General features: G+C 68.2%; 16 protein-coding genes. 13 read left to right on the plus strand and 3 right to left on the minus strand.

Annotation, left to right across the window (positions count from 1 at the left end):
• Positions 1–214: 214 nt before the first annotated feature.
• Positions 215–814: an MspA family porin gene (locus tag F3087_RS11595; protein WP_223885002.1), complete on the plus strand. Its 600-nt coding sequence runs from the start codon at positions 215–217 to the stop codon at positions 812–814.
• A 56-nt stretch (positions 815–870) separates the two neighbouring features.
• Here the strand turns inward: F3087_RS11595 and F3087_RS11600 are convergent, their stop codons facing one another.
• Positions 871–1,710 (minus strand): glycosyltransferase family 2 protein, encoded by an 840-nt coding sequence (locus F3087_RS11600; RefSeq protein WP_150401823.1) that lies wholly within the window; start codon positions 1,708–1,710, stop codon positions 871–873.
• A gap of 3 nt (positions 1,711–1,713) precedes the next feature.
• Positions 1,714–3,084, minus strand: a complete 1,371-nt coding sequence (locus tag F3087_RS11605; RefSeq protein ID WP_223885003.1) for a polysaccharide pyruvyl transferase family protein — start codon at positions 3,082–3,084, stop codon at positions 1,714–1,716.
• A 378-nt stretch (positions 3,085–3,462) separates the two neighbouring features.
• Here F3087_RS11605 and F3087_RS11615 point away from each other — a divergent pair, with 378 nt between their 5' ends.
• The 12 genes from F3087_RS11615 (at position 3,463) to F3087_RS11670 (ending at position 18,490) form a co-directional block, all read left to right on the plus strand.
• Positions 3,463–4,809, plus strand: coding sequence for an RNA-guided endonuclease InsQ/TnpB family protein (locus F3087_RS11615; protein ID WP_223885004.1), 1,347 nt, complete (start codon positions 3,463–3,465; stop codon positions 4,807–4,809).
• A 139-nt stretch (positions 4,810–4,948) separates the two neighbouring features.
• Positions 4,949–6,016: a glycosyltransferase family 4 protein gene (locus F3087_RS11620; RefSeq protein ID WP_150401825.1), complete on the plus strand. Its 1,068-nt coding sequence runs from the start codon at positions 4,949–4,951 to the stop codon at positions 6,014–6,016.
• Positions 6,013–7,194, plus strand: coding sequence for a glycosyltransferase family 4 protein (locus tag F3087_RS11625; protein WP_150401826.1), 1,182 nt, complete (start codon positions 6,013–6,015; stop codon positions 7,192–7,194). The genes F3087_RS11620 and F3087_RS11625 overlap by 4 nt, the downstream gene beginning before the upstream one ends.
• Positions 7,195–7,267: 73 nt before the next feature.
• A complete protein-coding gene (locus tag F3087_RS11630; protein ID WP_223885027.1) occupies positions 7,268–8,551 on the plus strand; it encodes a lipopolysaccharide biosynthesis protein in 1,284 nt (427 codons plus the stop codon).
• Positions 8,548–9,552 carry a CgeB family protein gene (locus F3087_RS11635; RefSeq protein WP_150401828.1) on the plus strand — a complete coding sequence of 335 codons (1,005 nt, stop codon included), beginning with the start codon at positions 8,548–8,550 and terminating at the stop codon, positions 9,550–9,552. Before F3087_RS11630 ends, F3087_RS11635 begins: the two co-directional genes overlap by 4 nt.
• Positions 9,553–9,561: 9 nt before the next feature.
• Positions 9,562–10,962, plus strand: coding sequence for a hypothetical protein (locus F3087_RS11640; protein WP_150401829.1), 1,401 nt, complete (start codon positions 9,562–9,564; stop codon positions 10,960–10,962).
• On the plus strand, positions 10,953–12,233 hold the full coding sequence (locus F3087_RS11645) for a GNVR domain-containing protein (RefSeq protein ID WP_150401830.1): 1,281 nt from the start codon (positions 10,953–10,955) through the stop codon (positions 12,231–12,233). Before F3087_RS11640 ends, F3087_RS11645 begins: the two co-directional genes overlap by 10 nt.
• Positions 12,234–12,277: 44 nt before the next feature.
• Positions 12,278–13,615: a glycosyl hydrolase family 28-related protein gene (locus F3087_RS11650; protein ID WP_150401972.1), complete on the plus strand. Its 1,338-nt coding sequence runs from the start codon at positions 12,278–12,280 to the stop codon at positions 13,613–13,615.
• Between the two features lie 6 nt (positions 13,616–13,621).
• The gene (locus F3087_RS11655; protein WP_150401831.1) at positions 13,622–15,001 is read left to right on the plus strand and encodes a GNAT family N-acetyltransferase; all 1,380 of its coding nucleotides are present in this window, start codon (positions 13,622–13,624) and stop codon (positions 14,999–15,001) included.
• Positions 15,002–15,163: 162 nt separating this feature from the next.
• Entirely contained in the window at positions 15,164–16,531 is a 1,368-nt protein-coding gene (locus tag F3087_RS11660; protein WP_150401832.1) for a glutamate-1-semialdehyde 2,1-aminomutase, read from the plus strand.
• Positions 16,528–17,637 carry a glycosyltransferase gene (locus F3087_RS11665; protein WP_150401833.1) on the plus strand — a complete coding sequence of 370 codons (1,110 nt, stop codon included), beginning with the start codon at positions 16,528–16,530 and terminating at the stop codon, positions 17,635–17,637. The genes F3087_RS11660 and F3087_RS11665 overlap by 4 nt, the downstream gene beginning before the upstream one ends.
• Before the next feature lie 88 nt (positions 17,638–17,725).
• Positions 17,726–18,490, plus strand: a complete 765-nt coding sequence (locus F3087_RS11670) for an SDR family oxidoreductase (RefSeq protein WP_150401834.1) — start codon at positions 17,726–17,728, stop codon at positions 18,488–18,490.
• A gap of 51 nt (positions 18,491–18,541) precedes the next feature.
• On the opposite strand, the gene F3087_RS11675 is transcribed toward F3087_RS11670, so the two are convergent.
• Complete coding sequence (locus tag F3087_RS11675) at positions 18,542–19,051, minus strand: hypothetical protein (protein ID WP_150401835.1); 510 nt, start codon at positions 19,049–19,051, stop codon at positions 18,542–18,544.
• Between the last annotated feature and the right edge of the window lie 59 nt (positions 19,052–19,110).

Here is a 19,110-nt window from a genome sequence, read left to right on the forward strand (position 1 = left end):
CCCCCAGCCCATTTGTTGTCCGTTTGCTCTATGCGCTTGATCTGACATGATTTCGTTTACCGAACACCTGATTGCCCTAGATTGTCGATGAAGTTATTCGCTCCTGCGTGCCGGGGAGCGGGCGTCGAGCGAACTACCACGCTCGGCCAGGTGTGTGTGCAGAGGGGACAACCTGATGAGGGAATTACCGCAGCAATGCGGCCGAAGCGTCCGTATGTTCGCGATCGCCACGGTGTTGGCGTCCGGGTTGGCGTTCGGGACCGGCACCGCGGGAGCGGTCGTCGACAGCAGTAGCCAGATCGTCGATCAGAAGGATCGCTCGATCGAGGCGATCCAATCCGACACGCGGATCGATTTCGTGCCGCCGTTGGATGGAAATCCGTTCACCCGCGAGTGGTTTCACACGGGCGAGGCGTCGTTCAAGGTCACCGGCCCGAGCGCCGACGACTGGCGTGGGCACATCACCGTCGGCTACCAGGTCGGCTATCCGGCGACGCTGAGCGGGCGGTTGAAGTTCGGCTACTCGACCCCGGATCTCGGAGTCGATCTCGGCGGCGACAGCGGCGCGCTGCTCAAGCTGAACGGGTTGATTCCGCGCGCGGGGATCGAGCTCGAGGTCGGCCTCGGCCCCGGCATCCAGACGGTCGAGTTCGCGGGCGGCGACATCTCCGGCACCGGCGGTTTCATCCGGATCGGTGGCTTCCACGGCACCGTCACGGGTGTGGTCGGGCAGACCACGATCCGGCCGTTCGTCAAGGTGGTCAGCGGTAGCGGCGACACGGTGTACACCTATGGGCGGCTCTGGACCATCTGAGCGCCGATAGATCACGATGAAGCCGCCCCGGGCCCGGCCCAGGGCGGCTTCATCGTTCAGACCAGCAGATCCGGCCGGTTGCGCACGGTCGCCACGGTGCGAACGCGCAAGCGGTACAACGCCGCTCGGGCCAACCGGGTGTCGCCGGCCAGCACGTCGCCGCGACTGACCAGATGCGGGTAGTCGCCGGCGATGCGGTGATGGAACCGGTACATGTCGGTCAGCTTGCTCACCGTCGAGGTCCGGCTGCACAGGTTGAACGACGAATTACGCCACGCCGCAAGGATTTCCGACATCCCGAAGAACACCCCGAACGAGGAGACCCGGGCAAACAGGTCGACGTCCATCGGGAACACCAGATCACCGCGCAACCCGCCGACCTGATCGAAGTGCTTGCGGTAGAACATCGCCGCTGCGGTCGGCCCGAAATCCGCGGGCCCGCGCCGCACGATGACCCGGGCCAGCGCCCGCGCGCTCTGCCTGCCGAGCAGCCCGGCCAGGCCGAGCCCGGTCTCGAGTAGCGCGCCGTCCTCGTCGATCACTTCGAATCGACTGGACGAGATAGCGATCGACGGGTCGGCGACCATCACCTCCAGTTGCGCGGCCAGCGCTCCGGGCCGCAGCACGTCGTCGGCGCAGACCACCTTGATCAGGTCACCGGTGGACGCGCCGATCACCTTGTTCCAGTTGTCCCCGATGGGTAGCACGGTTTCGTTGCGCAGCAACCGGATTCGCGAGTCGTCCACCGCGTGCGCGATCTCGCCGGTCTCGTCGGTGCTCGCGTTGTCCAGCACGACGAGTTCGAAATCGACGTCCTGGTCCAGCACCGACCGCAGGGTCGTGGCCAGCGTACGGCCGGAGTTGTAGGCCGGTATGCAGACCGACAGTCGGGTCATGGCTTATCCCCCTCGATGATGACCCGGTCGCACCGGGCCGCTTTCCACCAGGCGGAAGACCCGTTCGAGCCCGGCCCGGCTGGCTTCGATCTGTTCGATGGCCTTCTGCTGCAACGCGTCCCGTACACTCGGCGCCTCGGTCCACGCCTCGCGCACGGCCTCGGTCAGCGTCTGCTCCAGCGCGGGATCGTTCAGGTGCACAACCCGCAGTCCGGTGCCGAACATCTGCGACAGCCCGTGGAACTTGTCGTCGTAGTACTCCGAGGCAGTGATGCCGATCGCCGGAATCCCTTGGGAGAGCGCGAAAACCGCGAGATGGTAGGCGCTGGTGACCAGCACCCGGCAGCCCGCGACCTGGCGGGCGACGTCGTGCGGCGTGCCGCCCCGGCCGACCGCTGGTCGCGCGGCGGTCGCGCCCGCCAGCAGCGGCAGCGTGGAAAGCCGGTCCTCCGAGGCGTATTCGGAGATGATCAGCGGCACCACACCGGCGTCGAGTTGCCCCGCGCAGGTGCGCACCACCCGGCCCAGCGTCGCCTGCGCGGCCGCGCTGACCCGCGAGTAGTCCGCCACCCGCAGGCACAGCCCGAGGTCCGCGCCGATCCTGGCTTTGCGCAGGCGGTAGGCGAATTCGACCGCGTCGTCGCCGGTGACCAGCACCCGTTCCGGCGCGACGCCGAACTGCGAGAGCAACTCCGGCCCGCGTCGTCCCTCGCGTAACGCGAGGAAATCCACGCCGGGTAGCACCTCGGCCGCGCGCCGCACCAGCGCCGGGTCCCGCAGCGGTCCGAGGCCCTGACCGACCAGGGCGGTCGGAATGCCGCGCGAACGAGCGTGTTCGAGCAGGTTCAACGTGCGGTGCGCCTGGTAGCGGTCCACGTCGGTCATGTATCCGCCGCCGAGCGCGAGCACCAGCGACGCCTGTTCGACCGCGGCCGGGATCTCGACCGGGAATTCGGTTTCTTCCGGCGTCGCGACGTGCTCGGTGATGCCGGGACCGTTCGCCCGGCGCCGGGCCGCGGAGCGAAGCGCCCGCAGCCGGTCCTTCGGTCCGTCGGTCGCCGCCCGCCAGCGCAGGGCCGCCGGACCGACCAATCTTGTTCCGGCCGTACGGGATAGGCGTCCGGTCCAACCGTCGCCGCCCCAGCTCCAATCGGGTCCGCACAGCGGCTCCGCCTCGGGTAGCAGCGCCCGTAGGACGCCCGGCTGGTGCGTGAGCACCCCGATGCGCGCTCGCGGCCAGCGGGCGCGCAGCCGTTCGACGGTCACGGCCATCATCGCGATATCGCCGCGGTTGCGCAGCCAATATTCACCGTTTTCGACGAGCACCCGGATATCACTCTCGGTGACATCGGCGCGCTCGGCCTCGGAACCCACGGTCCCCACTCTCCATACCCTCCCGCCAGCCCCCCGCGGGTCGGTCCGTGCCGAGCACGAACCCGTCCTGAAATCTACCCCACGCTATGCATCGCGGCCACCGTACGCAGAGTTACCGGCCAGCTCCGGGCAACTTACTCCGTTGCGCGCGAACGTACTTCGTGCCGACCGGATTGTTTGCTGATCCGCCCGGCGTAGAGCGCGCTGAGCGAAGCACCGGCGAATGCCGTGCAATAGTCCACGAGTTCGTCCATACCGCCACCCGATCCACTGCGGCGGTAGTTGTCGGTGCCGGGTCATATGATCCTCCGAGGGAATACCAGAGTTCGTCCAGCAGCCGCGACAAGGACAGAGGTCTCAGTGAGTCACAGGCAGGGTGTGCGTTTCGAACTCGCCCCCTCCACCGAACAGGCGATCGTGATGGGCAGACATTGCGGATTGTCGCGGGTGGTGGAGAACTTCTGCCTGGAGACCGTCTACGCGAAGTGGGCGCAGCGCAAGGCCGAGGAAAGCTATGGTCTGATCGGCGACGCGCTGACTCAGGTACCTTGGTCCGCGCCGGAACTGGAACGGGAGTGGCGCGCGGTGCACCGGCAGCGCTTTCCGTGGTTCGCCGAAAACAAGATGTCATCCCGCGTGCCGAAAGAAGCCTGCCGGGGCCGCGCCGCAGGGTTCGCCAACTACCTCGAATCCAAGAACGGCAGACGTAAGGGCCGAAGGCTCGGGTTCCCGACATGGCGCAAGCGCAAGCACGGCTCCCGGTTCCGCTACGACGCGGACCGCGCCAAACCTGTCGGCCCTCGAACGGTGCGCCTGCCCGCCATCGGCGATGTCGGCACGCGGGAAGACATGTCGTGGCTCACCGACCGGCTGGTCGATGATCGTGCCCGCATCCTCGGGGCGACGGTGCGAGAACACGCAGGGCGCTGGTGGATCTCGTTTCAGCTGGAGCTGGACCGCACCGACATCAACCTCCGTCACAAGGTAGCCGCCGAGGCTCCGGCCTGTGGTATCGACTTGGGATTGACGACGTTCGCCGTGATCAGCAACAGTGACGGCAGCTTCGAACATATCTCCGCCCCGAAACCATTGGCCGCGGCCCTGCGCGCCCTGGCACGCGCCAACCGAAGTCTCGCGCGTTGCGCGGAAGGATCGAAGAACCGGATCAAGGCCCGTCGGCGGGTAGCGCGACTGCACTTGCGGGTCGCGAATCAGCGTCGGGACTTCCTGCACAAGACCACAACACGGCTGGCGAGAACCAAGTCGGCCATTGCGGTGGAAACACTGAATGTGAAGGGTATGACCGCCAATCGGCGGCTTTCCCGAGCGATTTCTGATGCCGGATTCGGTGAGTTCATACGCTTGCTTGCCTACAAGGCCGACTGGTATGGCGCGACACTCTACCGGGCCGACCGTTGGTTTCCATCGTCGAAGACCTGTGCTGTATGTGGGAGCGTCAATCAGGGTCTGACCTTGGCGGACCGCAGCTGGCTGTGTCCTGGGTGCGATACCGCGCATGATCGGGATCGCAACGCGGCCGCGAATCTGCTGGCCGCGATGCTCGCCGATCCCCACTTCCTCGCCGGGAAGTTCCCCGGAGAGACGAAACGCCTCGCCGAGATTGCGGAAGACCAACTCCCACAGTGGAGTAGGCGGCAGTCAATGAAGCAGGAAGAAGATCAGCTAGGAATCGCTGAGATTCACGCAACGGTGACCCATCGGTAGCTCGCCGACTGCCCGACCAGAAGGGCCACTGTCCCCTAGACTTTTGCGGGAGAGGCGAGTTCACCGACAGCGACTCGTCCGCCATCACCGCCAGTAGGGGGCATGGGTGACGGGATGTACCGAGACAGTCCGGGTACACATGACGGGTTCCGAGTGGTTCGCGTCCGCGCCCGGCGGGCTCAATCGGTACTTCACCGAGCTCTTCCAGGCACTCGTCAGACAGCCCGAAGCCGAGGTGTCGGCCGCGGCCTTCGGCACGGACTCCCCTGCGGCTCCGGGAGCCCAATCATGGGGCGGCTTAGGCGGTTCCACGCTGCGGCGGGCGCGCACCGCGTTCCTCGATCGCGCCGAACTGCACCCCGGTACGGTGCTCGATCGGCACTTCTGCCTCTACGGTCCGGCGGCCGTCGCCCGGCGCGGGCGGCTGCCGCTCGTCATCCATTTCCACGGACCGTGGGCCGCCGAGAGCCGGCTCACCGGACAGAGTGAAACGGCGGTGCGCGCGAAATATCTGCTCGAACGCGTCCGCTATTCGGGCGCGGACCGATTCGTGGTGCTGTCCAACCACTTTCGCGACGTACTACATACCGACTACCGGGTTTCCCCGGAGCGCATCGCGGTCATCCCGCCCGGCGTCGATCTGAACCGCTTCCACGCCGAGCCTATCCCGGAGGCGGAAACCCGGACGGTGCTGTGTGTTCGCCGGCTCGAACGCCGGATGGGCATCGACAATCTGCTCCGCGCCTGGCCCGCCGTGCTCGCCGAACATCCCTCGGCGCGGCTGGTGATCGTCGGCACCGGCACCGCGGAAGGCGAATTACGCGCCGCCGCAACGCCACTCGGTGATACCGTCACCTTCGCCGGGCATATCGCCGATCAACGCCTCACCGAACTCTACGAACAGGCGGAACTGACCGTCGTGCCGACCACCGCCCTCGAAGGATTCGGACTGATCGCGCTCGAATCGCTCGCCGCCGGCCGCGCGCCCGTCGTCACCGACTGTGGCGGACTGCCGGATTCGGTGCGCGGGCTCGACCCCTCACTCATCGTGCCCGCCGGTGACATCGACGCGCTCGGGGCGCGCATCGTCGCCGCGCTGCACGGCGCCCTGCCGACCCCCGCGCAATGCCGGGCACACGCGGAAACCTTCTCCTGGGATGTCACAGCCGAACGGCATCTCGCGATGTACCGGGCAATCAGGCAATGAGTACCGCCCTGTTCCTCGCGCACACCGCGGCGCCGTCCGGCGCCGAACTCGCCACGCTGCGGCTGGTGGCGGCCCTGCGCGAGCAGGGGCGGCTGGAGGTCGCCATGGTCTACACGGAGGACGGCCCGATGGTCGAGCGGATGCGCGCCCGCGGCGTCGAAACCCGCGTGCAGCGCGGGCAATTCGACAGCCGGGCGATGACCATCGGCTCCGGTCCGCTGCGCCTGGTCGCCGGGTTCGTCGCGCTGCTGCGGCTGGGCTGGTCGCTCGGCGGCACCGCCAAGGAACTCGGCGCGGATGTCCTGGTCGCGGAGAGCAGCAAGGCGCTGGTGATGGGCGCGGTCGCCGCTCGTCGCGCCCGGATTCCGCTGGTCTGGCAGGTGCACGACCGCATCGCCGCCGACTACTTCGGACGGCTGCCCACCCTCGTGCTGCGTCTGCTCGGCCGGCTGTTCAGCCGTGGATACATCGCCAACAGCCGAACGACGCTGCGTACCTTGCCGATCGGACGCAGGCCGGCGATCATCGCTTATCCGGGAGTCGAACTCGGCACCGAGATCGCGCGTCCCGAGCAGCGCCCGCCCGCCGACACCGTCGTCGCCGTGGTGGGCCGGTTGTCCCCGTGGAAGGGCCAGGACGTCTTACTCCGTGCCCTTGCGGCCACGAAAGTTCCGCCACGCCAGGTATTCCTGATCGGCGGTACGTTCTTCGACGAAGAGCCCTACCGCGCCGAACTCGAACAGCTCGCCCGCGCACTGGAACTGCCGGTGACCTTCACCGGCCACGTCGACGACCCCGCCGAATACCTGCGCGACGCCGACATTCTCGTGCACAGCTCGGTGCTGCCCGAGCCGTTCGGGCAGGTCGTGGTGGAGGGCATGCACGCGGGCTGCGCCGTGATCGCCTCCGGCCCAGGCGGTCCCGCCGAGATCGTGCAGCCCGGCACGAACGGGCTCCTCGTCACCGGCGGCGACGAACGCCAGCTCACCATCGCGCTCGACACCCTCATCGGCGACCCGGCCCTGCGCGGCAGGCTGGCCACGGCGGCCCGCTTGCGCGCCAGGGACTTCGACATCACCGAAACGGCGCGCACGGTCGCCGCCTTCCTCGACGACATCGCACAACGCAACGACGCCGCGGGCACACCACATGCATCGGAGAGAGCCCCGCATGGCTGAACACCCAGCCCCGAAGGTCCCGGACCATTCGCAGGCGCCCGCCGGCCCGGATCACCGGACTCCGCCGCACCGCATGGGCTTTCTCGGCATCATCCGCGATATCGGTTACGTCAGCTTCGGCAAGTACGGGCAGTACGTCGTCACGATAGTCACCGTGCCGCTGACCGCCAGGGTGCTCGGCACGCACGGCCTCGGCCTGCTGGCGATCGGCATGTCGGCCTATTTCATCGGCTCGCTGCTGGTCGATCTCGGCATCACCTCGTATCTGGCCGCCCGGGTGCACGACGCCAGCCTGGGCGGGGACCGCATCCGGCACATCAATCAGTTGCGGGGCGACTACCTGGCCATCCGCGCCAGCTCCCTCGGCATCCTCGGGGCGGCGTTGCTGCTCAGCTATGCGGTGGGCGCGCCCATTCATCTGGAGATGATCCTGCTCGGCCTGTTCGCGGGTGGTTTCTGGTCGGCGTCGGAAGACTGGCTGCTCATCGGGCAGGGGCGCTTCGGTGCGTCGACCGCCTACCAGGGCGTCGGCCGGATCGGCTATCTCGTGCTGCTGGTCGCGGTGCTGCCGCGCATGCCCAACGCCCAGGTCGCGGTGCTGTGCCTGCTGGTGTCGTCCATTCCCACCGTCGTGCTCACCTGGTGGGACTCGCTGCGCACCTTCGGCCCGCCGACCCGGCCGCGCGGCGTGCGGACCGTGTTACGCAACGGCGCACCGGTTTTCATCTCCCGGCTCTTGGTGACGACGTACGGGCAGGGCGCGGCGGCGGTCTACTCCGCGGTCCTCGACGCGGTATCGCTCGGCCTGTATTCCGCCGGGGATCGCCTGGTCCGGGCCATCCAATCCACCCTGGACCCCATCGGTTTCGCGCTACTACCGCGGATGGCGCGCAAGAGCGCCGACGACAACTTCTGGCGGCACGCCTTGCAGGCCCTGCTCGCCTGCATCTGCACCGCGACCGTGGCCGCCGCCGCGGTCTGGCTGACCGCGCCCTGGCTCATCCACCTGGTGTTCGGCGAGGACTTCGCCGCCGCGATCGGGCTGCTCCGGGTGGAGATCTTCGTGCTGCCCGCGACCGCGATCACCTCGTTCGTCACCACCGCCGTACTGCCCGTGCGGCAGGACACCACCGGCGTGCTGATCGGCGCCGTGCTCGGCACCTGCGTGGCCGCCGTGGCGCTGGGCATCGCGTTTCGCACCCACTCGGTGTGGACCTTGGTGTACGGCACCGTGGTCGTCGAATTCACCGTCGCCGCTTGGTATCTGCTGCGAATCCGCACGTTGATCAACCGCGAGCGCGTAACAGCACCCCCGGATCCCGCGATTGTGCTGATGCGGGAGGAGGGCGGCACATGAGGATTCTCTATCTGGGAGATGACTGGGTCGGCAGCAACGCCCATTCGCTCGCCGACGGCTTCCGGCAGGCCGGACATGACGTGGTCGTCATCGACACCACCCGGGTCACCTTGCCGGCCAGGCTTTCTCCGCCCTGGGTCTATTCGAAGCTCGCCCGCCGCCGCGCGCCGTGGAACGTCAACGGCCTGCACGCCGAGATCGAGCAGGCGGCCGCGGCGTTCCGGCCGGATCTGGTGTTCGCGTTCAAAGGCATTCACCTCGATCAGCGCAGACTCCTCGACCTGCCTGCCGCCCTGCACGTGCACTACAGCCCTGACGATGTCGCCAACCCCGAGAACACGAGCGCGGAATACCTTGCGCACGAAGCGGAATGGGACCACATCGTCACCACGAAACGACACAACGTCGCCGAGCTGCGCGACCGTGGCGCCCGCGCAGTCACTTTCGTGCGCAGCGCCTACGACCCCGCTTGGCATCACCCGACCGCTCGACGCGGAACCCGCCAGTTCCTGGTCGGTTTCATCGGGGTGTGCCGCCCGGACCGACGGGCAGATATGGTCGCGCTCGCTCACACACACGGCTCACGCATGCTCGTGCGCGGACCCGGATGGCGGCGCGTGCCCGAATTGCGTTCCACCGGAGCCGAAGTCGGCAGCGCGGTATACGGCGAGCGCTACTCCGAGGTCGTCGCGAGCGTCACCGCCAACCTGGTGCTGCTCAACTCCGACAACCGCGACACCCACACCTGCCGCACGTTCGAGGTACCCGCCGCCGGTGGCCTGTTCGTCGGCGAACGCACCGACGAGCACGCGGAACTGTTGCAGGACACCAGCGAATGCTTCCTGTTCGACACCGCCGACGAGCTGTTCGCCGTCCTCGACTGGTGCGCGGCGCATCCCGACAAGGCGGCCGCCGTGGCCGCGGCCGGATATCAGCGGATCGTGGCGGGCAACCACCGCTACGTCGACCGGGCGCGGGAGATCATCCATGCGATCAGCTGAGCCCTCGTTATGACCGCGACCACCGAGGTGCTGCTGATCGCCCTCGCGCTGGCCACCATCGCGGTGGCGGCCACCAGGATTCCCGGCGTCGCCCGGGTGTTCTTGATCGCGCAGGCGGCGTTCTGGTCGCTGTCGTATGTCGCACGCCCTGTGGTGTTGCTGTGGGTGCAGCCGGAGCCACACTTCGGTGACAACGTGCCGGACCCGCGGCTGGCCCAGCTCGGCTACGACCGCGGCATCGCACTGGTGCTCCAACACGTCGTCTTCGGCCTCTGGGTCTACGCGGGATTTGTTGTCGCCTACGCTTTTTGGGCCCGAAGGCACCCACCTGTCAAACTCCCCTCGCTCACCAACGACCCGGACTTCGTGCCGACCCTGGCCGCGATGTACGGCGTCGGCCTGCTCGGCCGCGGCGCGTCCTACGTCTCCGGCTCCATCGGCAGCGCTGGCGATGTGGAGAGCGCCAATCCGATCCTGGCCTTTGTCGCCATCCTGGCCACCATCGCCGCGCTCGGCCTGATCATCTTCATCCGGCCCGAGCGCCCGCAGCTGACCTGGCTGATCATCGGCGGGCTGCTGCTGGGCGAGCTGGCCTGGACCGCGATCGTCGAATCGAAGACCCCGATCATCGGCGCGGCGATGGCCATCGCGGTCCGGTTCGCCATCCTCGGCTGGACCAAGCGCAAGGCGGTCTCGGTCGCGGCCATCGCCGTGCTCGGCATCGGCGGGTTCGGCTGGCTGCAATCGCTGAAGCAGACCCAGTACGCGAAAGCCGAGTCGTCGCTGACCGATTCCGGCTATCCGCCGATCGTGCAGCCGTTCCTCAGCATCCTGCGCCGCTTCGACCTGCTCGAGGCCGCCACCGACGCCTACTTCCACCAGCCGGGGTTCTGGCTGACCCCCGCCGAGGCGCTGCAACACGCCACCTACAGCCTGATCCCCAGCCAGCTCCTGGGCACGATCAAGTTCCAGTCCGGCACCGAGTGGGCGATGGAGGTGCGCGGGGCCTCGGTCGACATGACCAAAGTGTCGGTGTCGCTGGCCGAGGGCAATCTCAACGAGGGTTTCGTGCTCGGCGGCTATCCGGGCGTGGTGGTCTGCGCCGCGTTCACCTTCCTGCTGCTGCTCGCCTGGGCCAAGGCGCTGTACTCGCGCTTCTTCCCGGTCGTGGTGCTCGGGCTCGCCATGACCGGCGCCTCCGCGCTGTTCGAGCGCGGAATCCTCGGCAGTATGGAGAATCTCGGCAAATTCCTCCAGGCCGCCGTGCTGGCCTGGCTCATTTCACTGGTGGTCCGCGAGTATCGGCGGCGCACCCGGATCGAAACAGTTTCTACCGCAAGGCAAGACGCGCCCAGCGCGCAATTCGTCGGGGCATCCACCATCGAAAAGAGAGAATCCCCATGGGGTTGATCGACTATTGGCATATCGCGCGCCGGCGCTGGGTCATCATCGTCGCGGTGGTGGTGCTGTGCCTAGGCGCGTCGGCCGGATATCTGAGCACCTTGCCCACCACCTACGTCGCCAACAGCAGCATGTACGTGTCGATGGCGACCGGAACCTCGGTCAACGATTCCTACCAGGGTGGGCTGGCCGCCCAGCAGCGCGTGCGCTCCTACCTGGACCTGGCCACCAGCGCCACCGTCGCCAAGCGGGTCATCGACGACCTCGGGCTGAAGATGTCGGTCGCCGAGGTGCAGAGCAAGATCAAGGCGTACTCGCCGCCGGCCACCACCAACATCGTGCTCACCGTGCAGGCCTCGACCGCCGAGGGCGCGCGCGACTTCGCCAACTCGGTGGTCGCCCAATTCCGCAGGCTCGTGGACGAATTGGAGACCATCGAGCGCGACGCGGCGCCGGCCGCCCGGATCACCGTGGTCGACCGCGCCGAGGTGCCGTCCGGGCCGAGCGGTCCGCAGTCGAAGCGCATCCTGCTGCTCGGCCTGCTGGCCGGTCTCGCGCTCGGCTGCGCCGGCGCCTTCGTCCGCGACCGCACCGATCGCACGTTGCGCACCTCCAACAATCTGGAAGCCATTCTGCCGGTGCCGATTCTGGGCATCATCGACGCGGGCCGCCCTGGCGCCCCGGACGAGACGCGCAGGCTACGCACCCGGCTGCTCCGCGAGGGCGAGGCCAGAACCATTCTGCTGACCAGTCTTTCGGCGCGGTCCGAGCCGGATGTGGCGATGACCCTGGCGCGGTCGTTCGCCGACATGGGCAGCAATGTGGTACTCATCGACGCCGACACCACGGGCGATGGAAGCTCGCGCGCCTTGGAAAACACCGGCGCCGGTCTCGCCGCGGTGCTGCGCGGGGCCACACCCGTGCACGAGGCGCTCACCGGCTGGGCCGAAACCGGCGTCACCGTACTGCCGCTGGGCGAGGCCGACGGCCAGACCCCGGATCTGCTCGCCTCCGACCGGTTCGCGGCGGTCGTCGCGAAACTCCGGACCGACTATGACCACGTCGTGGTGCAGACCGCACCGATCACCCATGCCGCCGACGCCATCGCGCTCGCCCCGCTGTGCGAACAGACCATCGCCGTCGTGCTGCTCGGCAGCACCAGCGCGCCGCAATTGCGCGGCGCCCTGGCCACATTCGGCGACAACAAGCTGACCGGCGCGGTAGCGTACAGCCAGCCGGGCAACCGGTTGCAGCGACTTACCGGGAGGCTGCGGCTTTGAGCAACGAATTGGTTCGTCGCAACGAGACGGTCGGCCGGCGGAGCATGCTCGCCGCCGCGCTAGGCGCGGTAGGCGCGGTACCGGTCCTGGCGGCCTGTAGCACCACCGAGTCTCCCGCGACGCCGAACATCGAATTCCGTTCCCCGCACGTCACCGACGCACCCGCCGCGCGCAACGTGCGCGACTTCGGCGCGGTCGGCGACGGCGTCGCCGACGACACGGCGGCCATCGCCGCGGCGGCCGCCGTCAAGGACGCACCGCTGGTGATGTACCTACCCGCGGGTCACTACAACGTGACCGCCTGGCCCGAATTAAGCGACTACGCCACGGTTCTCGGCGACGGAGCCGATGTCACGGTGGTCAACTGTATGACCGACACCACGCTCATCGCGCTGCGCAAGCGCAGCCGGGTGCGCTTCGCCAGGCTCGGCTTCTACCTCGCCGGGCCGAAGGCGACCGCGGTCCTGCTGTCGGAATGCTTTCGCTGCTCGTTCGATTCGGTGGTGATCCGCGGCAACCACATCGCCGAGAACCATCCGCGCTATCTCCAGCAGCGCGGCGTGGTGCTGGAGGGCAACACCGGCGGCACCGCGTTCCTCAACTGCGACATCAACAATTTCGGCATCGGCATCGTCACCTCCTGCATCCAGAACTACGTCACCTCGTCCAAACTCACCAGCAACTACGTCGGCGTGCTCGGCACCGGCAACGACCACAACGCCGGATTGGCGCTCACCAACGTCGAATTCGTCTCCGACTCGGACCCGAAGACGACCGACAAGCACATCCTCATCGACGGCGCGGCCAACGACTGGTGGCTCACCAACGTCTGGTTCGAGGGCGCCGACATCGCGCTGTCCGTGGGTAAGGCGGGCGGCGGCGGGCCCGCGCAGTTCGGCATGATCAACTGCAAGGTCGCCGCGCGCACCGTCGGCCTCGACCTGATCTATTGCCGTCAGCCGTATCTCGCCAATGTCCAGTTCGACAAGGATCTGGAAAAGCCCCCGATCGAGCTGCGGATCGATCCGAACGGCTGCCCCGAGGGGACCGCGGTGAACCTGATCTCCACGGCGGCAGACGATCTCAACCCGACGATCTTCCCGCCGCACTGGCACGTGCTCGGCCGCACCAGCATGCACGCGCCGACATTCACCGGGACCATGGTCGGCAAGGCCGGGCGCGGCGACACCGACGTCTTCCAGACCCAATCGGCCGACGGCGCACTACGGTCGGCGGTACTGTCCAGCGGGACTTGGCTTTCCGAGCAGACCGAGGGCGGAATCGTACTCAAAGACGCGTCAGGGACATATTGGCGGCTGTCCGTCTCCACCGAGGGCGTGCTCAAGACGATGTCACTGGGCAAAATCCGACCTCGCGAGTAGGCGCCGATGTCGACCAGTCCGAAATCGTTGGCGCGCATCAGTCTCGGCCCGGTGTCGCTGCACGGCAACACCGTCGTGCTGCGGCCACCGCGGATCGCGGACTACCCCCACTGGCGGCGGATCCGACTACGGGACCGGCGCTTCATCGAGCCGTTCTGGTACAGCTCCACGCTGGACTGGGCGGCGCGACACTGCGGAACCCATTGGGTGCGTGAGTGTTTGACCAGCCGGGCGGAGGCGAGCTCGGGGCGCAGGCTGGCCACGGTGATCGAGGTGGACGGCCGGTTCGCGGGTCAGGTCGAACTCGGTTCGATCGATACCGCCACCGGCGCGGCGGAACTCGGCATCTGGGTGGATGCCGAGGTCGCCCGGCACGGGATCGGCGGCATGGCGGCGGCGCTGCTGATGGACTACGGGCTCGAGCGGATCGGCCTGGAACGGATCACCGCGCCGATCTCGCCGGACAACGTCGCCGCCGCGCACGGCGCCGCCGAACTCGGGTTCAAGCGAGAAGCCTTGATGGGCCGCTACTTCGACGTGGGCGGCGCGCGGCGCGACCACGAGCTGTGGGCCGTCACCAGGGCGGACGTCCCGGGCGGCGGGTTCGCGCAGTCCTGGCTGGACCGCTATGACCGGCATGCTCCGCAGCCGCCCGCCCCGCACGAGGACGCGACCGGCGCGTTCCCCAGGACCGCGGTGGTTGCCGCGTCCGCGCGCTTCTACGCGGGACGGGTCCTGCATCTGCTCGATCCGCTGCGCGCCGCCCGGCCGGTCCGGCTCGCCGAGGCCGACGGCGCGCAGATCCTCGTCCGCAGCCGGCGGCTGTCCGACTGGCGCCGGTGGCGCGACGCGCGGTTGCGCGGCCGGGCCACCCTGGATCCTTATCCGGTGGCGGCCGACGACACCTGGGCGCAGCAGCACACTCGGCTCCGCTGGCTGCGCCACTTCGTCTGTGCCCGTCCGGGATTGCGTTCCGCGAGCGGGCTGGTGCTGGCGATCGAGGTCGACGGCGCGTATGCCGGCGAGGCCAGGCTGTTCGACCTCGACATGTTCGACCGCAACGCCCGCATGTTCGTCTGGACCGAGCCGGGGCATCCCGACGACGTCCAGACCACGGCCACCCGGCTCCTGCTCGAGCACGCCTTCGGGCCGCTCGGCCTGTGCCGGGTGTCCACGGCGGTCGAGCCCGCGGACACCCGCTCAGCGGACATCGCCGCGCGGGTCGGCATGACCAGGGAGGGTCGTATGCGTTGCTATGTCGGCGCGACCGGCCGTCGGGGCGACCACGATCTGTGGGCCATTACCTCGTGCCCGGTTGCCGAATCGGACATCGAGTCCTCGTCGCCGTCCGCGCAACGGACGCCGGGCTCCCCCGAACACCAGTAACCACGCGCCGAGCTGTATATCAAACGACCGACAGGCAACCCGGTTGCGCGGACAAGCCGATCCGGCCGACGTACAGTTGTGCGCAGAACCCGGTGCGCGCAGGGAGGATTCGCGCAGGCGGTCTTTCCTGCGTGCGCGACCCGACTCTCCAGGAGCCAGACCATGGAGTCTATTTCCGCTGAACCGGCGGACCCCCGCCGCTTCACCCGCAGCAACGAGCTCCAGGCCCGGCTGCACGAACTGGTTCCGGGCGGCGCGCACACCTACGCCCGGGGCGCGGACCAGTATCCCGAGTTCATGGCGCCGATCCTGGTGCGCGGCAGCGGATGTCAGGTCTGGGATGCCGACGGCAACCGCTACATCGAGTACGGCATGGGGCTGCGTTCGGTCACGCTCGGCCACGGCTGTCAGCCGGTGCTCGACGCCGTGCACCGCGCGATCGCCGACGGCATCAGCTTCAGCCGCCCGACCGAGCTGGAACTGCTTGCCGCACAGGACTTCCTGACCTTGGTGCCCGGCGCCGACATGGTGAAGTTCGCCAAGAACGGTTCCGACGCCACCACCGCCGCCGTCCGGCTGGCCCGGGCCGCGACCGGCCGGACCGCCATCGCCGTCTGCGATCAGCCGTTCTTCTCGGTGGACGACTGGTTCATCGGAACCACCGCGATGGACAGCGGCATTCCCGCCGAAATTGCCTCGGGCACTGTCCGATTCCGATACAACGACCTTCCCTCACTGGCGGCCGTGCTCGAATCGGGAACGGTGGCCGCCGTCGTCCTGGAGGCCGCCACCGCACTGCACGAGCCCGAACCCGGCTTCCTGGAGAGTGTTCGGGACCTGTGCGACCGGCACGGCACGCTGCTCATCTTCGACGAGATGATCACCGGCTTCCGCTGGTCCGCAGGCGGCGCGCAGGCGGTGTACGGCGTACGGCCCGACCTGTCCTGCTGGGGCAAGGCGATGGGCAATGGTTTTCCGCTGTCCGCGCTGGCGGGTAAACGCGAGTTCATGGAACTCGGCGGGCTGCGCACCGATCAGGACCGGGTGTTCCTGCTGTCCACCACGCACGGCCCGGAATCGGGTTCGCTGGCCGCTTTCCGCGCGGTCGTGCACGAATATCGGACCGGCGACCCGATCGGCCGGATGGAGCACGCGGGCCGCCGGCTCGCGGACGGGGTGAACGCGGTGGCCGCCGATCTCGGCATCGCCGACTACTTACACGTACTCGGCCGCCCGTCCTGCCTGATCTTCGTCACCCGCGATCCGAACGGGCAACCGTCGCAAGAGTTCCGCACGCTGTTCCTCCAGGAGCTGCTGTATCGGGGCGTGCTCGGTCAGTCCTTCGTCACCTCGGCCGCGCACACCGATGCCGACATCGACGAGACGATCGCGGCCTGTCGTGAGGCAGCCGCGGTGTACCGCAAGGCGATCGAGCAGGGCAGTGTCGACGGACTTCTGGAAGGCCGCCCCGTCGCGCCCGCCATTCGCCGCCGGGCCGAGCCGCGCAAGATCGCTACGGAGCGCGCATGACCCAGCCGCGCATCGCGATCGTGCACGAACGGTTCACCGAGTACGGCGGTTCCGAAGCGGTCGTCGGCGAGCTGGCCGAAACCTGGCCCAGCACCGAGGTTTTCGCGCCGATCGTCGATCCGGCGGGCGTTCGGCCGCCGCTGACCGCGGTGTACGACACCTGGCTCAGTCGCGCCTACGCCGCCTCGGGCCGCCGCTCGCATGCTCCGCTGCTGCCGTTCGTCCCCCGCGCTCTGCGTCGCCTGCCACTCGGGGATCGCTTCGACGCCGTCGTCGTCAGCCATCACGCCTTCGCCAGCCAGGCAGCCTTCGCCACCGACGCTCCGGTCATCGCCTACGTGCACAGCCCGGCACGGTGGGCCTGGGACAAGGACTTCCGTGCGCAAGAGGCCGGTGGGCGTGCGGGGCAGCTCGCCCTCGCCGCGCTGGGCAGCCTGGCTCGTTGCGGTGAATTGCGCGCCGCGCCAAGGCTTTCCCACGTGGTCGCCAATTCGCGCGCCGTCGCCGCTCGGGTCAACGACTGGTGGGGACTGCCCTCGACGGTCACCTATCCCCCGGTCCAGATCGATCGTTTCACCCCCGAGCTGACCATCCCCCGGGACGACTTCTTCCTCTTCGCCGGTCGGCTCGTCCCGTACAAGCGTCCGGACCTGGCCATCCTCGCCGCGCAGCGCGCAGGCTGCCGGCTCGTCATCCTCGGCGACGGCCGCTTCCGCGCGCATCTGGAAACGCTCGCGGGCTCGGAAACGACCTTCCTCGGCGCGACCTCGCACGAGGTGCTGCTCGACACCTATCGCCGCTCGCGCGCCCTGCTCATGCCAGGCGTAGAGGATTTCGGCATCGTCCCGGTCGAGGCAATGGCTTGCGGCACACCGATTCTCGCAGTCGATCAAGGCGGCGCGCTGGACACGGTCGACCCTGGCGTCACCGGTGAACACATCCCGCACGGCTCCGACGAGGCAGTCATCGATCACCTCGCCAAAGCGATGCGCGACTTCGACCCCGCCCGCTACACCCCCTCGACCATCCGCGCGCACGCCGAGTCGTTCTCCCCCGCCGCCTTCCGCGCGCAGATGGCGGACACGGTCTCGCAGTACCTGCGCTGACCCGAGCCCGCGACGCGGGAATAGGCCGAGTCGCCCGGTGGTTGCGGCCGATGGCCGAACAACCACCGTGTGCGAGGGAGACAGCAATATGCCGCAGGTCAGCGCCACCGACAGGTCCGACGCACCGCATGCTGCCGCAGATCTGCGCGACCGCACGGTCGTCCTGATCGGCGGCGGCTCCGGCATCGGGCTGCGGGTCGCCCATCGCGTGGTAGCCGCCGGCGGTCGAGTCGTGCTGGGCGGTCGCACCGCATCGCGGTTGGCCGCAGCGGCCGAGGAGCTGGGCGACGCGGCCCGCTGGCAGACCGTGGACACCGGCGATGCCGCCCCGCTCGCCGCGTTCTTCGACGGCATCGACCGCGTCGATCATCTCTTCACCACGGCGGCGTCCTACCAGGTCGGACCGATGCGCGAGCTGAGCCCGGCCGACGCCGCGTCACCGTTCGAATCGAAGTTCTGGGGTCAGTACCACGCGGTCCGGCTGGCCGCGCCGAAGCTGGCCGACGACGGGTCGGTGGTCCTGATGTCGGGCGCCGCGTCGGCGCGTCCCGCCGGGCTCGCGCCCGCCTATGTCGCCTGCAACGCCGCCATCGAAGGACTCGGTCGCGGACTCGCGGTCGAACTCGCGCCGGTCCGGGTCAACGTCATCTCGCCGGGCACGGTCGACGGACATCTGTGGTCGAATCGCTCGGACACCGTCCGCGAGGCGGCATTCGATCAGTACCGCCGCGAGTCGCTGCTCGGCCGCCCCGCCACGGAGGACGAGATCGCGCACTCCGTCGTCTATCTCTTCACCAACACCTTCACCACCGGGTCGACCCTCTATCCCGACGGCGGTTACACCCTCCGTTGAGCCGCACCGGGCGAAACGCGGTGCGGCTCAACGCCGGCCGTGAACTACGGTTCAGGCCGAGCAGGTGGGAGCGGCAGGCTTCGGCGCGTTCCAGTCGTTGGCGGCGACCCAGTGGAACACGGCCAGCCGCCGGTCGATATAGCGTTGCAGTCCTGCGGTGGTGCCGCAGTCCGGCGCCAGATTTCCCGGCTTGTAGTACTTGGTGATCAGCTCTTTCAGTTTTCCGTTATAGGCGTCCTCCTGCTCACACGTCGCCTTGCGGGTGTCGTGGATGAACGCGGGATTCTGAAAGAGTTCGGCACGGGTTTCGCTGTGCACCGGTTTCTCGAAGATGGCCGGCGATAACTCCAGCCATTCGCCGACCTCCTGATACCAGCGGTCGTCGTGCTCCTTACCGTCGCAAATCTGCTGCGCGACCTCCGGCGCGACACCGAACAGCGAATCATCGGCCCGAGCTGGGGATCCGGGCAGCAGCGCCGTGGCGGCCAGCGCACACGTCACCACCCCGGTTTTAGGTGAGAATTTCAAAGAACGAGCCCTCCATGTGGTCGTGAATTTCACATGCCTGTCCCTTTGACTAGGCAGTATGTCACTCACCCGGCCGCAGAACGGGTTTCCCG

The sequence above is a fragment of the Nocardia colli genome, from assembly GCF_008704205.1.
Lineage (GTDB): Bacteria > Actinomycetota > Actinomycetes > Mycobacteriales > Mycobacteriaceae > Nocardia > Nocardia colli.

Bases quoted from the DNA above. Each gene is read 5' to 3' on its own strand.
- F3087_RS11595 (WP_223885002.1), top strand. From the start codon at position 215: ATGTTCGCGATCGCCACGGTGTTGGCGTCCGGGTTGGCGTTCGGGACC.
- F3087_RS11600 (WP_150401823.1), bottom strand. From the start codon at position 1,710: ATGACCCGACTGTCGGTCTGCATACCGGCCTACAACTCCGGCCGTACG.
- F3087_RS11620 (WP_150401825.1), top strand. From the start codon at position 4,949: ATGACGGGTTCCGAGTGGTTCGCGTCCGCGCCCGGCGGGCTCAATCGG.
- F3087_RS11625 (WP_150401826.1), top strand. From the start codon at position 6,013: ATGAGTACCGCCCTGTTCCTCGCGCACACCGCGGCGCCGTCCGGCGCC.
- F3087_RS11630 (WP_223885027.1), top strand. From the start codon at position 7,268: ATGGGCTTTCTCGGCATCATCCGCGATATCGGTTACGTCAGCTTCGGC.
- F3087_RS11635 (WP_150401828.1), top strand. From the start codon at position 8,548: ATGAGGATTCTCTATCTGGGAGATGACTGGGTCGGCAGCAACGCCCAT.
- F3087_RS11640 (WP_150401829.1), top strand. From the start codon at position 9,562: ATGACCGCGACCACCGAGGTGCTGCTGATCGCCCTCGCGCTGGCCACC.
- F3087_RS11645 (WP_150401830.1), top strand. From the start codon at position 10,953: ATGGGGTTGATCGACTATTGGCATATCGCGCGCCGGCGCTGGGTCATC.
- F3087_RS11650 (WP_150401972.1), top strand. From the start codon at position 12,278: ATGCTCGCCGCCGCGCTAGGCGCGGTAGGCGCGGTACCGGTCCTGGCG.
- F3087_RS11655 (WP_150401831.1), top strand. From the start codon at position 13,622: ATGTCGACCAGTCCGAAATCGTTGGCGCGCATCAGTCTCGGCCCGGTG.
- F3087_RS11660 (WP_150401832.1), top strand. From the start codon at position 15,164: ATGGAGTCTATTTCCGCTGAACCGGCGGACCCCCGCCGCTTCACCCGC.
- F3087_RS11665 (WP_150401833.1), top strand. From the start codon at position 16,528: ATGACCCAGCCGCGCATCGCGATCGTGCACGAACGGTTCACCGAGTAC.
- F3087_RS11670 (WP_150401834.1), top strand. From the start codon at position 17,726: ATGCCGCAGGTCAGCGCCACCGACAGGTCCGACGCACCGCATGCTGCC.